This is a genomic window from Brevundimonas vesicularis, from assembly GCF_027105095.1.
In the GTDB taxonomy this organism is placed as follows: domain Bacteria; phylum Pseudomonadota; class Alphaproteobacteria; order Caulobacterales; family Caulobacteraceae; genus Brevundimonas; species Brevundimonas vesicularis_E.
Map to the genome: position 1 here is coordinate 282,131 of NZ_CP114278.1, position 16,544 is coordinate 298,674.

General features: G+C 66.4%; 15 protein-coding genes. 3 read left to right on the top strand and 12 right to left on the bottom strand.

Annotation, left to right across the window (positions count from 1 at the left end):
* The first annotated feature begins 132 nt into the window (after window positions 1-132).
* From O2K97_RS01365 to rplS, 3 genes are read left to right on the top strand one after another with little or no spacing between them, the layout of a single operon-like run.
* The gene (locus tag O2K97_RS01365; protein WP_269220152.1) at window positions 133-810 is read left to right on the top strand and encodes an NYN domain-containing protein; all 678 of its coding nucleotides are present in this window, start codon (window positions 133-135) and stop codon (window positions 808-810) included.
* A gap of 4 nt (window positions 811-814) precedes the next feature.
* A complete protein-coding gene (gene trmD, locus O2K97_RS01370; RefSeq protein WP_269220153.1) occupies window positions 815-1,540 on the top strand; it encodes a tRNA (guanosine(37)-N1)-methyltransferase TrmD in 726 nt (241 codons plus the stop codon).
* Between the two features lies 1 nt (window position 1,541).
* The gene (rplS, locus tag O2K97_RS01375) at window positions 1,542-1,964 is read left to right on the top strand and encodes a 50S ribosomal protein L19 (protein WP_017505017.1); all 423 of its coding nucleotides are present in this window, start codon (window positions 1,542-1,544) and stop codon (window positions 1,962-1,964) included.
* 75 nt (window positions 1,965-2,039) lie between these two features.
* Here the strand turns inward: rplS and O2K97_RS01380 are convergent, their stop codons facing one another.
* From O2K97_RS01380 to trmB, 12 genes are all read right to left on the bottom strand, one after another.
* A complete protein-coding gene (locus O2K97_RS01380; RefSeq protein ID WP_269220154.1) occupies window positions 2,040-2,525 on the bottom strand; it encodes a PA2169 family four-helix-bundle protein in 486 nt (161 codons plus the stop codon).
* A gap of 73 nt (window positions 2,526-2,598) precedes the next feature.
* Complete coding sequence (locus O2K97_RS01385; protein ID WP_269220155.1) at window positions 2,599-3,396, bottom strand: tryptophan 2,3-dioxygenase; 798 nt, start codon at window positions 3,394-3,396, stop codon at window positions 2,599-2,601.
* Window positions 3,397-3,445: 49 nt separating this feature from the next.
* Window positions 3,446-3,871 carry a CHAP domain-containing protein gene (locus O2K97_RS01390; protein WP_242077562.1) on the bottom strand — a complete coding sequence of 142 codons (426 nt, stop codon included), beginning with the start codon at window positions 3,869-3,871 and terminating at the stop codon, window positions 3,446-3,448.
* 141 nt (window positions 3,872-4,012) lie between these two features.
* Window positions 4,013-5,167 carry an acyltransferase family protein gene (locus O2K97_RS01395; protein ID WP_269220156.1) on the bottom strand — a complete coding sequence of 385 codons (1,155 nt, stop codon included), beginning with the start codon at window positions 5,165-5,167 and terminating at the stop codon, window positions 4,013-4,015.
* A gap of 66 nt (window positions 5,168-5,233) precedes the next feature.
* Window positions 5,234-6,712: a carotenoid oxygenase family protein gene (locus tag O2K97_RS01400; protein ID WP_269220157.1), complete on the bottom strand. Its 1,479-nt coding sequence runs from the start codon at window positions 6,710-6,712 to the stop codon at window positions 5,234-5,236.
* 23 nt (window positions 6,713-6,735) lie between these two features.
* Entirely contained in the window at window positions 6,736-7,164 is a 429-nt protein-coding gene (locus O2K97_RS01405) for a DUF2141 domain-containing protein (protein ID WP_269220158.1), read from the bottom strand.
* A gap of 241 nt (window positions 7,165-7,405) precedes the next feature.
* Window positions 7,406-10,426 (bottom strand): translation initiation factor IF-2, encoded by a 3,021-nt coding sequence (gene infB, locus O2K97_RS01410; RefSeq protein WP_269220159.1) that lies wholly within the window; start codon window positions 10,424-10,426, stop codon window positions 7,406-7,408.
* A gap of 108 nt (window positions 10,427-10,534) precedes the next feature.
* The gene (locus O2K97_RS01415) at window positions 10,535-11,194 is read right to left on the bottom strand and encodes an RNA-binding protein (RefSeq protein WP_269220160.1); all 660 of its coding nucleotides are present in this window, start codon (window positions 11,192-11,194) and stop codon (window positions 10,535-10,537) included.
* An 18-nt stretch (window positions 11,195-11,212) separates the two neighbouring features.
* Window positions 11,213-12,946, bottom strand: a complete 1,734-nt coding sequence (gene nusA / locus O2K97_RS01420; protein ID WP_269220161.1) for a transcription termination factor NusA — start codon at window positions 12,944-12,946, stop codon at window positions 11,213-11,215.
* Complete coding sequence (gene rimP / locus O2K97_RS01425) at window positions 12,946-13,545, bottom strand: ribosome maturation factor RimP (protein WP_039247144.1); 600 nt, start codon at window positions 13,543-13,545, stop codon at window positions 12,946-12,948. The genes nusA and rimP overlap by 1 nt, the downstream gene beginning before the upstream one ends.
* Before the next feature lie 139 nt (window positions 13,546-13,684).
* A complete protein-coding gene (locus O2K97_RS01430; protein WP_269220162.1) occupies window positions 13,685-15,625 on the bottom strand; it encodes a methyl-accepting chemotaxis protein in 1,941 nt (646 codons plus the stop codon).
* Window positions 15,626-15,779: 154 nt separating this feature from the next.
* Window positions 15,780-16,493 (bottom strand): tRNA (guanosine(46)-N7)-methyltransferase TrmB, encoded by a 714-nt coding sequence (trmB, locus tag O2K97_RS01435; protein WP_269220163.1) that lies wholly within the window; start codon window positions 16,491-16,493, stop codon window positions 15,780-15,782.
* Window positions 16,494-16,544 lie beyond the last annotated feature (51 nt).

Here is a 16,544-nt window from a genome sequence, read left to right on the forward strand (position 1 = left end):
GAAAAAAGTTCAACCCCATATTGACCTTTCGCGCTTAAAGTCCACTTATGCTGCTCATCACCCCTCCGGCTGCTTCGGCGACCGGACGCACGGCGGGCCTTCGGGTCCGCCGTTGCATTTTGCGGCGGGCGCATGCGGACGAACGTCTATATCGACGGATTCAACCTCTATTACGGATGCTTGAAGGGCACGCCGCATAAGTGGCTGAATCTCGAAGCGCTGTTCGACCGAGTTTTACCCAAGAACGACATTCAAGAAATTCACTACTTCACGGCTCGGGTTGAAGCTCGCCCTAACGACCTTGAAGTTGCGATCAGGCAGGCAACCTACCTTCGTGCCTTGGCGACGCTGCCAAGAGTCCATGTCCATTTCGGAAGCTTCTTGGCTTCGGCGGTACGCGCTCCGGTTCTCCAATGTGGTGATGACGGAAAGCCGATCCGCGAGAATGGAAAATTGGTCGTCAAGCGGAAACCGACGGGTGCGGTGGCCATGGAGTGGGTTCACAAGACCGAAGAGAAAGGATCAGACGTCAATTTAGCCTCTCATCTTCTCAGAGATGCCCTGAAGAACGCCAGCCCCTGTGCCGTTGTCGTTTCGAATGATTCTGATCTTTTGACCCCGATCAGGATGGCGCAACAGGATGGCGGCATTACCGTAGGCTTGATTCCACCGCGTCCGCATGGAAGCGCCGAGCTCAAACGCCTCGCCAGATTTAAGCGTGACATCCGTCCACATCATCTCGCCTCGTCGCAGTTCGCTGACGTTCTTCAGGACAAGGTCGGAACGATCACCAAGCCGCAGGGCTGGTAGCGCCATGCCTTTCAACGCAACCGTCCTGACCATGTTTCCCGACGCCTTTCCGGGCCCGCTCGGGGTGTCTCTGATCGGCACGGCCTGGCGCGAGAAGGGCTTGTGGAGCCTGGAAACGGTTGACATTCGTGCCTTTTCCACAGATACGCGCGGCTTCCTGGACGACACCCCTGCGGGTGGCGGCCCGGGGGCTGTGCTGAAGGCGGACGTGGTGGCTCGGGCAGTGGATAGCCTGCCGGGACCGAAACGGCCGCTTTTGTACATGAGCGCCAGGGGTCGGCCCCTGACCCAGGCGCGCGTCAAGGAATGGGCGAAAGCCGACGGGATCGTTGTGCTGTGCGGCCGTTTCGAGGGGGTGGATCAGCGGGTGCTGGACGCACGCGGGTTCGAGGAGGTCTCGGTCGGAGACGCGGTTCTCGCAGGCGGCGAGGCGGCGGCGATGGTCGCGATCGAGGCGTGCGTAAGACTGATCCCCGGCGTGCTCGGCTCAGGCGACAGCCTGTCGTCCGAAAGCTTCGAGGATGGGCTTCTGGAACACCCGCAGTACACGCGACCGCGGACGTTCGAGGGGCTTGAGATACCCGAGGTGCTGCTGTCGGGCGATCACAAGAAGATCGCGGGATGGCGCGAGGCGCAGCGGGCGATGACTACGCGGGAGCGGCGGCCGGACCTCTGGCAGGCGCATCTCGCCAACTCACAGCTAAAGGGCGCAAAGCCCGAGGAGAAATGACATGAACATCGTTCAACAGCTGGACGCCGAAGAAAAAGCCCGCGTCCTAGGCGAACGCAAAATCCCGGAATTCCAGCCCGGCGACACCCTGCGCGTCAACGTGAAGATCAAGGAAGGCGAGCGCGAACGCGTTCAGGCCTTCGAAGGCGTCTGCATCGCCCGTGACGGCGGCGGCATCAGCGAAACCTTCACGGTCCGCAAGATCTCGTTCGGCGAAGGCGTCGAGCGCCGCTTCCCCATCCTGTCGCCGAACATCGAGTCGATCGAAGTGAAGCGCCGCGGCGTCGTGCGTCGCGCCAAGCTCTATTATCTGCGCGATCGTCGCGGCAAGTCGGCCCGTATCGCCGAACGCCAGACGGTCCGTCCCGCCAAGGGCGTCGTCGTTCCGGAAACCGGTTCGGCCGCCAAGACCGAAGAAGCCTAGTTTCAGGCCAAATGATCAAATGACGAAGGCCCCGGCGGTGACGCCGGGGCCTTTTTCTATTCCGTCAGAGGGAGCTTACTGAGGGAACAGGGGATTGGCCGCGTCACGCTGGCCTTCCAGGCTGTGTTTCAGGGCTTCCATCTGCTCATGCTCGGTCTTCACCGCCGCATAGGCCCGCCGGATCGTCTCGCGCGTGGTGGCGGAAATGCCGGTGTCTTGCAGCGCCTTTTCATACTTGCCAGCGATGAAGCCTTCGCCAGAGTTGATCGAGCCGACGACGGAATCGTCATTGCGCAGCAGGGCGTGTTTGATGTCCAGGAACGCGCGGTGCGCCTTGGCCAGGATCGACCCGTCGGATTCGGGATCGCCGCCCAGACCGCGCACGGCGGCCGACAGATCGTCGACGACCCGCTGGCGTTCGCTGCTACGGCGCTCGAACAGGGTGCGGTAGTGGGGATCCTGCGTCTGTTCTGCGGCTTCGCGATAGCCGTCCGCGCTGTCCAGCGTCGTTTCGATCAGGCCGTTCAGAACCTTGATGTCGTGGGCGTTGGGGTTGCTCATCTTGTCCGTTCCTTCCGCTGTTGCGGTCAAACGGCGAAATGGCCCGGCTCGGCGAAGGTTGCCGCCTGCGACATCAAAGTTTGGTGCGAAGCGACCACAGCTCGGGGAAGCAGCGCTTGGTCAGGGTCGAGGCCAGATAGGCCGCGCCTTCGGTTCCGCCCGTGCCGCGACGTCGACCGATGATGCGTTCGACCGTAACGACATGCTTGTGCCGCCAGGTCAGCAGGGCGTCGTCCAGATCGACCAGCTTTTCGGCCAGCTGATACAGGACCCACCACCGTTCCGTGTCGCGATAGACCTCTAGCCAGGCTGCCTCGACGGCGTCGGACGGCTGATAGGGTTGGGTCACGTCGCGGTTCAGCACCTCCGCGGGCACCCGCAGACCGGCCTTGTCCAGTTGGGCCAGGGCGTCATCGTAAAGGCTTGGCGCGGCGATGGCGGCCTGAAGCGCGGCCAGGGCCTCGGGGCGGTCTTCGTGGAACTTCAGGAAGCTGGCGTCCTTGAGGCCCAGCATGGCCTCGAAACGTCGGAACTGGTCGCTCTGGAAGCCGGAGGACGATCCCAACGAGCCTCGGAACTGCAGATAGTCCGACGGCGTCATCGTCGACAGAATGTCCCAGCTGTGGGTCATCACCGCCTGGATACGGCTGACGCGCGCAAGACTCTTGTAGGCCGGGACCAGGTCACCGGCGCGCACCATCGACTGAGCCAAGGCCGTCTCATGCAGGATCTGCTTGAGCCACAGTTCCTTGGTCTGATGGATGACGACGAACAGCATTTCGTCGTGCTGGTCCGACAGCGGATGCTGCGTCGAAAGCAGGTCGTCCAACGCCAGATAGCCGGCGTAGGTGATGTCGCTGGATTGGGTCATGCCCGCCTATCGCCCGCGATGGCGGGCGGTGCAAGCTTGGCGCCGGCCCTTAATGCTGGCCTTGGGCCGAGACGTTGGCGGCGATCTGACGGCCGGCGTCGAAGGCGTCGCGGGCGCCTTTGTAGATAAAGCCGTAGGTCGGATAGACCGTCGTGCCCAGATCGTTGATCGGATTGTACCAGACCTTGACCTGCGACCAGTCGTTGGAGGGCGACACGTCGACGACGGTGACGTTCTCTTCGACCTTGCCGCGGCTGCCGCCCCAGTTGGCGTGGGTCACGCGCACGACGCGGTCGGTCAGGATGTCGGAGACGACGGCGACGTGGCCCCGGCTCATGCGACCCTCGGGGCGGAAGACCAGAACCGAGCCGGTTTCCGGGGCCTTGCCGGTGCGGAAGTTGGCGGCGGCCTGACGCCACCAGGTCCAGGCGTCGCCGAAGATGTTGATGCCGGAAAACATGCGCGCGAAGGTCACGCACTGCCAATAGGGCTCATCTGCCTTTGCGGTAGAGGGAACGGCGCCCAGCGCAAAAAAACCGAGGGTCGCCGCAACCGCGGCGGCTTTGAGCCGTTTCAGCATGCTTGGGGTATCCCGACCCGCCTTTGGAAGCGCCCTTTAGGCCACGGGATCACGCCCTGTCGCAAGTTGTTTCGGAATATCGCCGTGCTTCAAATTTCCTTCTAAAACCTTGTCGTGACGCTTGGCGCGCTTGTCGGCCATGTCCCTGAGAGCCTTGCGCGCTGGGCGTTCGACGAGATGATAGGAGACGGCGGCGACGACAGGCAGCAGGGCTAAAATCGCCAACCACACGAAAATTTGAAGCTGTTTGTCCGGCGCGTCGAACAGTTTGGCGGCCAGACCGACCGCCAAAAGCTTCCACGGCACGCAGACCATATAGACCGAATAGCTGATCTCGCCGAGGTAGACGGCCGGCTTAGAGGCCAGCCATCCGGCGCGCGCGTTGGGCAGCGAGGCCAGTGACAGGATCAGGGCGCCGGCCAGCAGAACCGTGACGCCGTCCCACAGTCCGAGCGCGGCGCTGAGGACCATCAGCCCGAATGAGACGGCGGCGCACACCCACGGCGCCTTCAACGGCGCGCGGCGATAAACAAGATAGAGGGCGCACCCCAAGGCGAAGCACGGCACTATCCTGAGCGCGCCCCAACGGATCGTCGCCTCGGTCAAGGCGAAGCCGGCCAGTTGCTCGAACGCGAAATAGAGGATGACGAGGAAGGCCGCAGCCCCGACCACCGCCGCGATCGGCCGATGACGCAGGCGCCAGAAAACGAAGGCGAACAGCGGGAAGCAGAGGTAGGCGAACCACTCCGCAGAAATGGACCAGGACGGATGGTTCCAGCCCGCGACCGGCGCCAGACCCCAGGCGTGCACCATGAAGAGGTTGGCGGGCAGCGACGGCCAGCTCAGCACATTGGCGTCCACCCTCATGCCGGCGAACAGGGCGGCGGCCGCCAGCAGCCCCACGCCGATCAGGGTGGCGATATGCAGCGGATAGACGCGCGCGATCCGCGCCCAAAGGAAGCCGCGATACGAGAACCGCTTCTCGCCCGCCGCCGCCAGATAGACGTGGCTGAGGATGAAGCCGGACAGGACGAAGAACAGCTCGACCCCCAGGTAGCCCTTGGCGACGAGGCCAGACTGACCGGCGCCCGCCAGGTTTTCCCAGAAGCTGTAGACGGCGACCCACATGGCCGCGCCGAAGCGCAGGGCGGTGATGGGGCGAAGATCGGCGGGCGTCTGGACGGGGGTCATGGTCTCACCTTGGCACGGCAGCCTTTTCGAACCGTGAAGGCCCGCAAAGGTTGTGCCCGGGCGGCCCTACCCTGCCCACGCGCCGTGGAAGCCGGCCGGCAGGGCCACGTCCGCCTGCCAGGTCGCAACCGGACCATCCTCGATCCGCGCCAGATCAAAGACATGCAGTTCGGTGCGTCCGTCCTTCAGATTGACGGATGGCGCGACCAGCCAGGCGTCGCGTTCCGCCGTCGCGCCGGGCTTGGGCACGAAGACCGCTTCCTCGACCACCTGGTGCACGCCGAACTCGAAGGCGTGCGAGCGACCGCGGTCCCAGTCGTGAACCGCCAGTCCCGTCGGCAAGGGCCGGCCGCCAGTCTCGCCCGATGTATGGGCGGTCAGGCTGCGCTTCAGTCCCGCACGACGCGGATCGCCTTTCGGAAATTCGCCGACGACATCGCTATAGGTCATGTCGGCGCGTCCGTCCGGCCGCAGGGTGATCAGAGCCAGTTTCGCCGGATCGCCCGGAACGACCCCATGTCCATCCACCAGAACCCGCGCGCCATCGATCGCGAAGCGCGGATCGCCGCTGGCGGCGACATCGAAGCGGATGGTGCCGTCGCGCTCGGCCCAGGCGTCGCCGAGGTGGAAGTGGAAGAAGCCTGGCAGTTCATAGAGGCGGCGCTTGGACAGGTCGTCCTTGTCGAGCACCAGGACCTGGGTCCCCATCTCCGGTCGCCAGGCCAGGCCTGCGGTCACCGGCATGGCGTGGGTCGCGAACACCCAGGGCTGGAGCACCAGGATCACGTGCCGGTCGGTGGCGGTGAAGTCGTGCATATAGCTGGCGCGCGGCAAAGGCACGACCTGGGCGTCGCTCAAGCTACGGTCAGCGCGCAGATGCCAGATGACGGCCTGACCGCCCGCCGACCCCACATTCCAGATCGAGCCGTCGGGGGCGTAGCGCGGGTGGGCCTGGAACGGCATGCCTTTCAAATCATCGCGCAGGGTGACGAAGTTGCGGGTCGACAGGTCCGACGCCGACAGGGCCAGCGGCGATCCCCCCTCCCACAGCGCCCAGACCTGATCGCCCGCGACCATGACGGCGGTGTTGGCGGCATTGGCGTCGTCGTTCGAGCCGATGCGGGCGCGTTCGTCGCCCTTGGTGCCGAAGCCCGGCGTGACCACGGCGTCCAGCTCCGTTTCGGTGCGGCGCTTGGGCGTGTCGGCGAACCGCGCCTCCAGCGTCGCCTGGCCGTCCTGAATGCGGAAGGCGCGCATCATGCCGTCACCGTCGAACCAATGGGTCGCCGATCCGCCTGGCCGCCGGAACTTGGCCGGTCCGTTGCGATACAGCGCGCCCTGCAACCCCGCCGGCGCCCGGCCGTGGATCAGGCGCATCGTCCGGCGTGCGATGTCGCCCTCGACGTCCTGGGTCGCCAGGGCCCAGTCGGCCTTCGTCGCGGCGACGGCGTCCAGGGCGGCGGCGGCGCGCACCATCTCGGGCGTGGCCACGGCGGCTGAAAGGGCGGCGGCGCCCATCAGGAAGGAACGGCGGGAGGGGGTCATGATCGAGCTCCGGCTTTCGTCGCTTACTTCAGGTCGATCGACTGGGTGGTCGCGCCGGCGGCCGCGAACTTGGCGCGCTCCCAAGACGCCGGTCCCATATTGCCGACGGCGTTGTTGGAGAAGGCGAAGGGCTCCACCGGCATGCCGAACGGATTGGTGTTCATCTTGCCGTCGCCGTTCAGGTCGTGAAAGGCGCGCACCGCATAGTCGCCGTCGGGCAGGCCGTCGAAGGTGATGCTGGTCTGGCCGGCGGCGACATCCAGCATGGCGACCTGAGCCGGCTGACCTTCACCGCCATAGTTGGCCTCGCTGTTGAACACGGCGACCATGATCCGGCCCTGGGGGGCGGCGCTCGGGAAGGCGACGGTCAGGTCGGCGGCGAAGGCGGGCGCGGCAACGGTGAGGGCGGCGGCGAGAGCGAGAACGGGAGTGATGGCGGCGACGGTCTTCATGACGGCTTATCCTGTGTCAGTGAGAGGACCGACGACCGGCCCTCGATGACCAGACGGTGCCGGCCTCCCTTGCCCTTCGCCACCGCACATGCGGCGATGCACGGTCGCCGTTCGCGAATGAACAGGCATGGGCGTTGGCGAAGCGCGAACGCACACCGCCAAACGCGTGGTGTCCGGTCTGCAAAAGAAAAGGCCCGGAACCTGAGTTCCGGGCCTTGGTCTTTCGTGCTCGCGACAGGAACTAGTCCAGCGTGCGCTTGATCTCTTCGACCGTGAAGCACTCGATGTAGTCGCCTTCCTTGATGTCCTGGAAGCCCTGGAACTGCATGCCGCACTCCTGGCCCGAAGGCACCTCGTTGACCTCGTCCTTGAAGCGCTTGAGCGTGTTGAGCACGCCCAGTTCCAGCACCACCACGTCGTCGCGGATGATGCGGACGCGCGCGCCCTTGCGCACGACGCCCTCGGTGACGCGGCAGCCGGCGATCTTGCCGATCTTGGAGATGTCGAAGACCTGAAGCACCTGGGCGTTGCCCAGGAAGGTTTCGCGTTGCAGCGGCGCCAGCATGCCCGAAAGCACGCCCTTCATGTCGTCCAGCAGGTCGTAGATGATCGAGTAGTAGCGGATCTCGACCCCTTCGCGCTCGGCCAGATCGCGCGCCTGTTTCGAGGCGCGGACGTTGAAGCCGAGGATCGGCGCGCCGGCCGACTTGGCCAGGTTGACGTCGCTCTCGGTAATGCCCCCGGCGCCGGAATAGACGATCCGGGCACGGACCTCGTCGTTGCCCATCTTCTCCAGCGAGGCGGAGATGGCTTCGCCCGAGCCCTGCACGTCGGCCTTGATGACCACCGGCAGTTCGCTAATCTTCTTGGAGCCCAGCTTGGCCATCATGTCGACCAGCGAAACCGAGCCGCCAGAGACCTGGGCCTTCTCGCGCTTCACCCGCTGACGGTATTCGGTCAGCTCGCGAGCGCGGGCCTCGGAATCCACCACGGCGAAAACATCGCCGGGCGACGGCGCCTCGTCCAGGCCGAGAATCTCGACCGGGACGGACGGGCCGGCTTCGGTCAGCTGCTCGTTGCGCTCGTTCAGCAGGGCGCGAACCTTGCCCCACGAACCGCCGGCGACGACGATGTCGCCGCGCTTCAGCGTGCCGCGCTTGACCAGGACGGTGCCGACCGGACCGCGACCCTTGTCCAGCTTGGCCTCGATGACCACGCCCTCGGCCGAACGATCGGCGTTGGCGCGCAGGTCCATGACCTCGGCCTGGATCAGGATGGCTTCCAGCAGGCCGTCGAGGTTCATCCGCTCCTTGGCCGAGACCTCGATGATCTGGGTGTCGCCGCCCAGGCTTTCGGCGATGACCTCGTACTGCAGCAGCTCGTTGACGACCTTCTGAGACGTGGCGCCGGGCTTATCCATCTTGTTGACCGCCACGATCAGGGGCGCGTTGGCCGCCTTGGCGTGTTGGATGGCTTCGATGGTTTGCGGCATGACGCCGTCGTCGGCGGCGACGACCAGGACCACGATGTCGGTCACATTGGCGCCGCGCGCCCGCATGGCCGAGAAGGCGGCGTGGCCCGGGGTGTCCAGGAAGGTGACCTTCTGGTCGTCCGGCAGGCGAACCTGATAGGCGCCGATGTGCTGGGTGATGCCGCCGGCTTCGCCGCCTGCGACGTCGGTCGTGCGCAGGGCGTCGAGCAGTGAGGTCTTGCCGTGGTCGACGTGACCCATGATAGCCACGACCGGCGCGCGGGTGTCAGAGGCGTCCGCATCGTCGGCCTCGCCCAGGAAGCCGGTTTCGATGTCGGATTCCGAGACGCGCTTGACGGCCATGCCGAACTCTTCGGCCACCAGTTCGGCGGTGTCGGAATCGATCACGTCGTTGATCTTCATCATCAGGCCCTGCTTCATCAGGAACTTGATGATGTCGACGCCGCGCACGGCCATCCGGTTGGACAGCTCCTGCACGGTGATGACGTCGGGAATGACGACTTCACGCGGACGGTTGGGCGCATCGGTCGAGCCGCCCTTGCGCTTTTCCTTCTCGCGTTCGCGCGCACGGCGGACCGAGGCCAGCGAGCGCATCCGCTCGGCGGCGTCGCCGTCGCCGACCACGGACTGGATGGTCATGCGGCCTTCGCGGCGCTTGGGCTCGCCCCGCGTGCGGCTGACCGCCTTGCCGGCTTCGGAAAAACGCTTCTCGCGATCATCGTCGCGACCGGCCGGACGACCGAAGCCGGCGCCGGGCGCGCGGGCGGGACGCAGAACATTGGCCTCGGCCGGCGGGGCGTTCGGGGCGGCGCGACCGCCTGGACCGGTGCGGGGACCGCCCGGACGCGCGGCGCCCGGCGCCGGACGCGGGTTCAGGGCCGAATAGCGGACGGGCTCGGCCGGCTTGGCGCCTTGCGGACGCTGACCGCCAGGGCCGGAACGGGCGCCCTGCGGACGGTCGCCTTGCGGGCGATCGCTCTGCGGGCGGTCCGAATAGGCGCGATCACCACCGCCCATCGCCTGCTCGCGGGCCGAACGGCCGCCGAAGGCCGGACGCTCGGGCGCAGCGCGCTGGGGATTGCCGGGCTTGGGCACGCGCTGGCCGAAGTTGACCACCGGACGGGCCGGAGCGGCCGGACGGGCGGGAGCGGGTGTCGGAGCCGGCGCGGCGGGCGCGGGGGTCGGCGCAGCCGCGACCGGCGCGGCAGGCTTGGGTGCGGGCTTGGCCGGGGCGGCGGGCGCAGCGGCCGTCAGCTTGGCGGCTTCGGCGCGTGCGGCTTCTGCGGCGGCCTTGGCGGCGGCGGCTTCGTCACGGGCCGCCTGGGCGGCGCGCTCGGTGGCGGCGGCCTGCTCGCGGGCGGCGGCGTCTGCAGCGGCCTTGGCGGCGGCTTCGGCTGCGGCCTTGGCGGCGTTCGCCTGGGTGGCCAGGGCGATGGCGCGGCGGCGCGCTTCCTGCTCCTCGGCCGACAGGGCGCCGCCGGCGGGTTGCGACGGACGCGGACCTTGCGGACGCGGCGCCTGAGCGGCCTGTTGAGGACGTGCGACATCGAAGCCCTGCGGGCGTTGCGGCCCGCCGGCGCCGGCGCGGCGCTTGGTCTCGACCACCACCGTCTTGGATCGGCCATGGCTGAAGCTCTGCTTCACGGTGCCGGTCGGCACCGATCCCACAACGCGCGGCTTCAGGCTCAGCGGAGCGCGCGGCCCCGTCTGGGACGGCGTGCCGCCCGTGTTGCCCTGGCCTTGGTTGGTCTTGTCGTTTTCGTCGCTCATCCGGTCGCTTTACTCGGGGCGGAAAGGCCCGCCGTCCTCATCTAATACCCATGAACGACCGTGAGCCCGTCTCCGCCCTTGGAGACAGGCCCTCGGCCGCTAAAATCCTCAGCTCGCCCCTGTAAGGGGTGCTCCCGCCGATCCGTCCTCGACACTGGGAACGTCCCAGTGAGGGGGGCGAAGCGGCCGAAATCCAGCCAGTCGTTCGACCTCGATGGTCCACCGATCGGCGCGTCCGCCCGCAAGCAGGACGGCGTGTATCGCATTTTCCAGCCCAAGGGCCAAACTCAAATCGTCCGCCGTGAACGCGCCGCAGATCTTGGCGGTCTGATGACGGGCCAGGGCGAGGATCTTTCCGCGCCCGTCGGCCGAGCCATCGGCGGCTTCCAGCACCCAGGCGGCCTTACCTGCACGCAGGCTCGCTGCGGTTTTTTCGAAGCCGGATATAAGAACGCCTTCGCGCCGGGCAAGACCCAGCTGGTCGAGACAGCGCCTTGCCAGCAGCCGTTCGACGACATCGGCCAGGTCGGCCGGGGCGGTCAATCTGGTCTTGGCCGCGCGGGTGAAGCCGTTCTTCTTGACCGCCGCCTCGACCGAGGCGCGGCTGGCTTCGACCCACAGGCCGCGTCCGGGCAGTTTCCTGCCCAGGTCGGGGACCACCTGGCCATCGGGCCCGGCGACGAAACGGATCAGGCGAGATTCGTCCATGACCTCGTGAGAGACGAGGTCCCGGCGTTCCCTATCGATCGTTGCGTCGCGCAAGCTCATATGTGGCCAGGTCTCCCATCACGCGTTCGACGGTTCGGCGTCGGACTCGTCGCCCTCGGCCGCGTCATCTTCGGCAGGCGCGTCGCCGAACACCTGGTCTGGATCGTATTCGCCCTCGGCGTAATCGCCCTCTTGCTCGTACTCTTCCGGCTCGGGCTGCGGCAGTTCCGAAGCGTCGATCCAGCCGGCGGCGACCCGCGCCTGAAGGATCAGCAGCTCGGCCTCTTCCTGAGCCAGGTTGAAGCTTTCCAGCACGCCAGGGACCTTCACCCGCTCGCCGTTCTTGACCTCATAGCCGCCGCGGATCTCGTCGGTGGCCAGGTCGGCCAGATCCTCGACCGTCTTCACACCGCCCTCACCCAGAGCGACGGCCATGGCCAAGGTCACGCCCGGCACGTCCAGAATCGCGTCCTCGACGCCCAGCTCGACGCGCTTGGCGTCCAGTTCGGCGGCCTTCTTGTCCAGATATTCGCGGGCGCGGGCCTGAAGCTCTTCAGCGGTCTCTTCGTCGAAGCCTTCGATTTCCGAGACTTCGTAAGCGTCGACATAAGCCAGGTCCTCGACCGTGGCGAAGCCTTCGGTGACCAGCAGCTGGGCGATGACTTCGTCGACGTCCAGGGCTTCCTGGAACAGGCCGGTGCGCTCGGCGAACTCGCGCTGACGACGCTCGGAGTCCTGGCTTTCGGTGATGATGTCGATCTGCCAGCCGGTCAGTTGCGAGGCCAGGCGGACGTTCTGGCCGCGACGGCCGATGGCCAGCGACAGCTGCTCGTCCGGCACAACCACTTCGACGCGACCGGCTTCTTCGTCCAGCACCACCTTGGAGACTTCGGCGGGCGCCAGAGCGTTGACGATGAAGGTCGGCTCGTCCGGGTTCCACTGGATGATGTCGATCTTCTCGCCCTGCAGTTCGGCGACGACCGCCTGAACGCGCGAGCCGCGCATGCCGACGCAGGCGCCGACGGGGTCGATGGAGCTGTCGTTCGACAGGACGGCCATCTTGGCGCGCGAACCCGAGTCACGGGCGGCGGCGCGGATCTCGATCACGCCGTCATACACTTCCGGCACTTCCTGGGCGAACAGCTTGGCCATGAAGCCGGGGTGGGCGCGCGACAGCATGACCTGCGGCCCCTTGGCCTCGGGTCGGACGTCGTAGATGTAGGTGCGGATCCGGTCGCCGATGTTGAACACTTCGCGCGGGATGGACTGGTCGCGGCGCATGACGCCTTCGCCACGGCCCAGGTCGACGATGGTGTTGCCGTATTCGACGCGCTTGACCGTGCCGTTGACAATCTCGCCGACGCGATCCTTGAACTCTTCGTACTGGTTGGCGCGCTCGGCCTCGCGGACCTTACCGGTCACGACCTGGCGGGCCATCTGCGTCTGAACACGACCGAACTCGAACGGCGGCAGATTCTCGACGTATTCCTTGCCGACCACCGCCTCCGGATCGCGCTTGGAGGCGTCCTTCAAGCGCACCATGGCGCTGTCGTTGAACTCTTCCAGCTCGTCTTCCGGCATCCAGTCGTCCTCGACGATGGTGACGTGACGGGTCAGCGACAGTTCGCCGGTCTTGTGGTCGATCTTGGCGCGGATGTCGTGGTGCGCGCCGTAGCGCGACTTGGCGCCCTTCTGGATCGCTTCTTCGATCGCCTCGATGACGATCTCGCGCTCGATGTTCTTCTCGCGAGCGACGGCGTCGGCGATCTGCAGCAGTTCGAGGCGGTTGGCGGAAATACCGGTGACGGCCATCAGGCGTTGTCCTCAGAAGGGGTCGTGGTGTCGGTTGTCAGGTCGGACGCTTCCCCTTCGGGAAGGCCGTCGTCTTCGGGTTCGCCGCGTGCGGCGCGAATGGCGGCGCCCCGTTTCATCAGGGCGTCGGTCAGGACCAGCTTGGCGTCGGCCAACCAGTCGAAGGGGATCAGGGCGGTGTCGTCCTCGCCGTCCAGATCGATCAGGACGTTGCCGTCTTCATAGCCGGCCAGCACGCCCTTGAACCGCTTGCGGCCCTCGATCATCCGGTCGGTTTCCAGACGCGCCTCCTCGCCCTCGAACAGGTCGAAGTCGATGGGACGGGTCAGGGGCCGGTCGATGCCGGGCGACGACACCTCCAGCATATATTCGCCGGGGATGGGATCGGCGGCGTCGAACACTTCCGACACCGCGCGGCTCAGCTTGGCGCATTGTTCGACCGAGATGTCGTGGTCGGACGGCCGCTCGGCCATGATCTGAAGGCGCTGGCGCTTTGAGCCGGTCATCAGGCGCACGCGCACGACATCCAGGCCCAAAGACTCCGCGATGGGGTCGATCAGGTCCAGCAACTGGCGATCCTGGGCGGTTCTTGCGCGCAAGCGACGAGTATCCAAAACAAAAGCGGCGGTCCGCCCGGGCCGCCGCTTGGAACGACGCCGTTGGACGCCGGTCTAACGATGTGAGCGCCCATATAGGCGCTTCACCTTCGCTTGTCAGCCCCTTTCGAGGCGGTCGCCCTCAGAACTCCTCCCAACCGTCTTCGACGGCTGCGGCTTGAGGCTTGGGTGCGGCGCCGCCTCGGCCGATGACCTTCAGGGCGGCGGCCATGTGGCTGCTAGGCTTGGAGACCGGCGCAGGGGCGCGAGCCAGCGCGGGCGCAGCGGCGCGCGACGGCGAAGACCCGACGCGGAACTGGGCGACCGAGGCCTGCAGGCTTTCCGCCTCCTGGGCCAGCGAATGGCTGGCGGCGGTCGATTGTTCGACCATGGCGGCGTTCTGCTGGGTGACCTGGTCCATCTGGTTCACCGCCGTGTTGACCTCGGCCAGACCGACGGCCTGTTCCTGGGCCGAGGCGGCGATTTCGGTGACCAGACTGTCGATCTCGGCCACGCGATCGACGATCCGTTGCAGGGCCTCGCCGGTCTCGCCGACCAGTTTCACGCCCGCGCCGACCTGGCCGGCGGAGGCCGAGATCAGGGTCTTGATCTCCTTGGCGGCCTCGGCCGAGCGCTGGGCCAGGGCCCGGACTTCGGAAGCGACCACCGCGAAGCCGCGACCGGCCTCGCCCGCGCGCGCGGCCTCGACCCCGGCGTTCAGGGCCAGCAGGTTGGTCTGGAAGGCGATCTCGTCGATGACGCCGATGATCTGGTTGATCTCGCTGGACGAGCCCTCGATGGCCTGCATCGCCTGCACCGCATCGCGGACGATGACGCCCGAAGTCTCGGCGTCGCCCTTGGCGGCGCGTACCACGTCAGACGCTTGCCGCGCGCCGGAGGCGGTCTTGTTCACCGTAGCGGTGATTTCGTCCAAGGCAGCGGCCGTTTCTTCCAGCGAGGCGGCCTGCTGTTCGGTGCGACGCGACAGGTCGTCGGCGGCCTGCGAGATTTCGCCGGCGCCCGAGCGGATGCCCGAGACGTTGCCGACCACCACCGAAACAGCCTGCTGCAACTGAGAAATGGCGGCGTTGAAGTCGGTCTTCAGCTGAGCCAATTTAGGGTTGAACTCGATGTCGATCCGGTGGGTCAGGTCGCCGTTCGACATGGCCGACAGGCCTTGGCCCAGGGCCGCGATGGCCTGGGCGTCCTCGGCGGCTTCGCGTGCCTTGTCCGCCTCGCGTTCGGCGCGTTCCTGCTCGCTGAGCGACCTTTGCGACACAGCCTCGGCTTCCAGCCGATCCTTCTCGATGGCGGCGTCGCGGAAGATGGCCAGGGCGGCGGCCATCTGGCCGATTTCGTCGCCGCGCGCCACGCCGGGGATGTCAGATCCTCTGTCGCCGTCGGCCAGACCGCGCATCCGGCGGCCCAGGGCCACCACGGGCATGGACACCGACCGGCCGATGAACCAGCCGGCCGCCCCGGCGGCGCACGCGACCAACAGCGCCAGACCGCCCAGTGTCAGCGCCGCCTTGCCGACAGCGGCGGCGATCTGGTCGGTGTAGACGCCGGAACCGATTACCCAGCCCCAAGGGGCAAACCCCTTCACATAGGAAATCTTCGGCGCTGGCTCTTCCTGACCGGGTTTATCCCACTGGTAATCGACAAAACCTTCGCCGTCCTTCTGAACGACCGACACGAACTCCTTGAACATGAGCACGCCGTCGGCGTCGGTCTTCGCGCTCAGGTCCGTGCCGTTGAGGGCCGGTTTCATCGGATGCATCACCATGGTGGGATGCATGTCGTTGATCCAGAAATAGTCGTCCTGGCCATAGCGCATGGCGCCGACTGCGACCTTTGCCGCGTCCTGAGCCTGTTCGCGCGTCAGGCGCCCGGCCTGCTCTTCGGCCTGATAATGGGCGACGACGCTGTAGGCGATCTCGACGGCCTTCTTGGTCCTGTCGGCGATGTCGTCGCGCATCACCTTGTTGACCTGAAACAGGCCCAGCCCGGTGACGATCAGCAGACCCGCTATGGTCACCAGCGTGAGAAGGTTGATCCGGCCGCCGATCGACAGGGTTTTCATGTGACGTTCCGATATTGAAGTCGAACCATCACATTTCGGCCAAGGATGTTAATTTTGGCGAAACGCCGCCGCTAGGTAGAAACCCGTAATGACGGCACGTTGCGACAAGACGTCTTCGTCCCGTCGAAATCCGGCTTCGTCACGCGTCCTTTGTTTAACGGCGTATGAACTCCAGGAAGACCGGCGTCGTGTCGCCCAGCTTCTTTTCTTCGTAGCGGGTCACGACGTGGTCGGCGGGCGGGACAAACCAGTCCTGGTCGGCTGGACCCATTCGCTCCAGTCCCGGCGTGCGGTTCAGCCGTTCCAAAGCCCATTCGGCGTAATCCAGCCAATCGGTGACGAAGCGCAGGGTCCCGCCGGGCTTCAGGATGCGCGCGAAGGCCTGGGCCGTCTCGTCCTGCAGCAGGCGGCGCTTGTTGTGGCGCGCCTTGTGCCAGGGGTCGGGGAACAGGATCAGAACCCGGTCGATCGAGGCGTCCGGCAGGGCGTCGACCAGGTCGCGGGCGTCGTCGGCATGGATGCGGACGTTCTTCAGTCCGCCCTCTTCGACATGGCGCAGGGCCGAGGCGACGCCGTTCAGGAAGGGCTCGCAGCCGATCACCAGGGCGTCGGGCCGCGTCGCCGCCTGGGCGGCCATATGTTCGCCGCCGCCGAAGCCGATCTCCAGCCAGACCTCGGTCGCCTCGGGCATCATCGTCTTGGGATCCAGCGGCCCGGCCTTGGGATCGGGCACGGCGATCTCGGGCAGCAGGGTCTCCATCAGCGCCGCCTGGCGGGGCTTGATGGGACGGGCCTTGATGCGGCCGAACGATCGCAGCGGGCGGTCGAGATGGGGGTTTTCGTCCTCGGGACGGTCATCGGCGTTCATGCGCCTGCCGTTAGCCGTCGCGGATGCAGGCGTCCAGAAGAACGCCGAAAC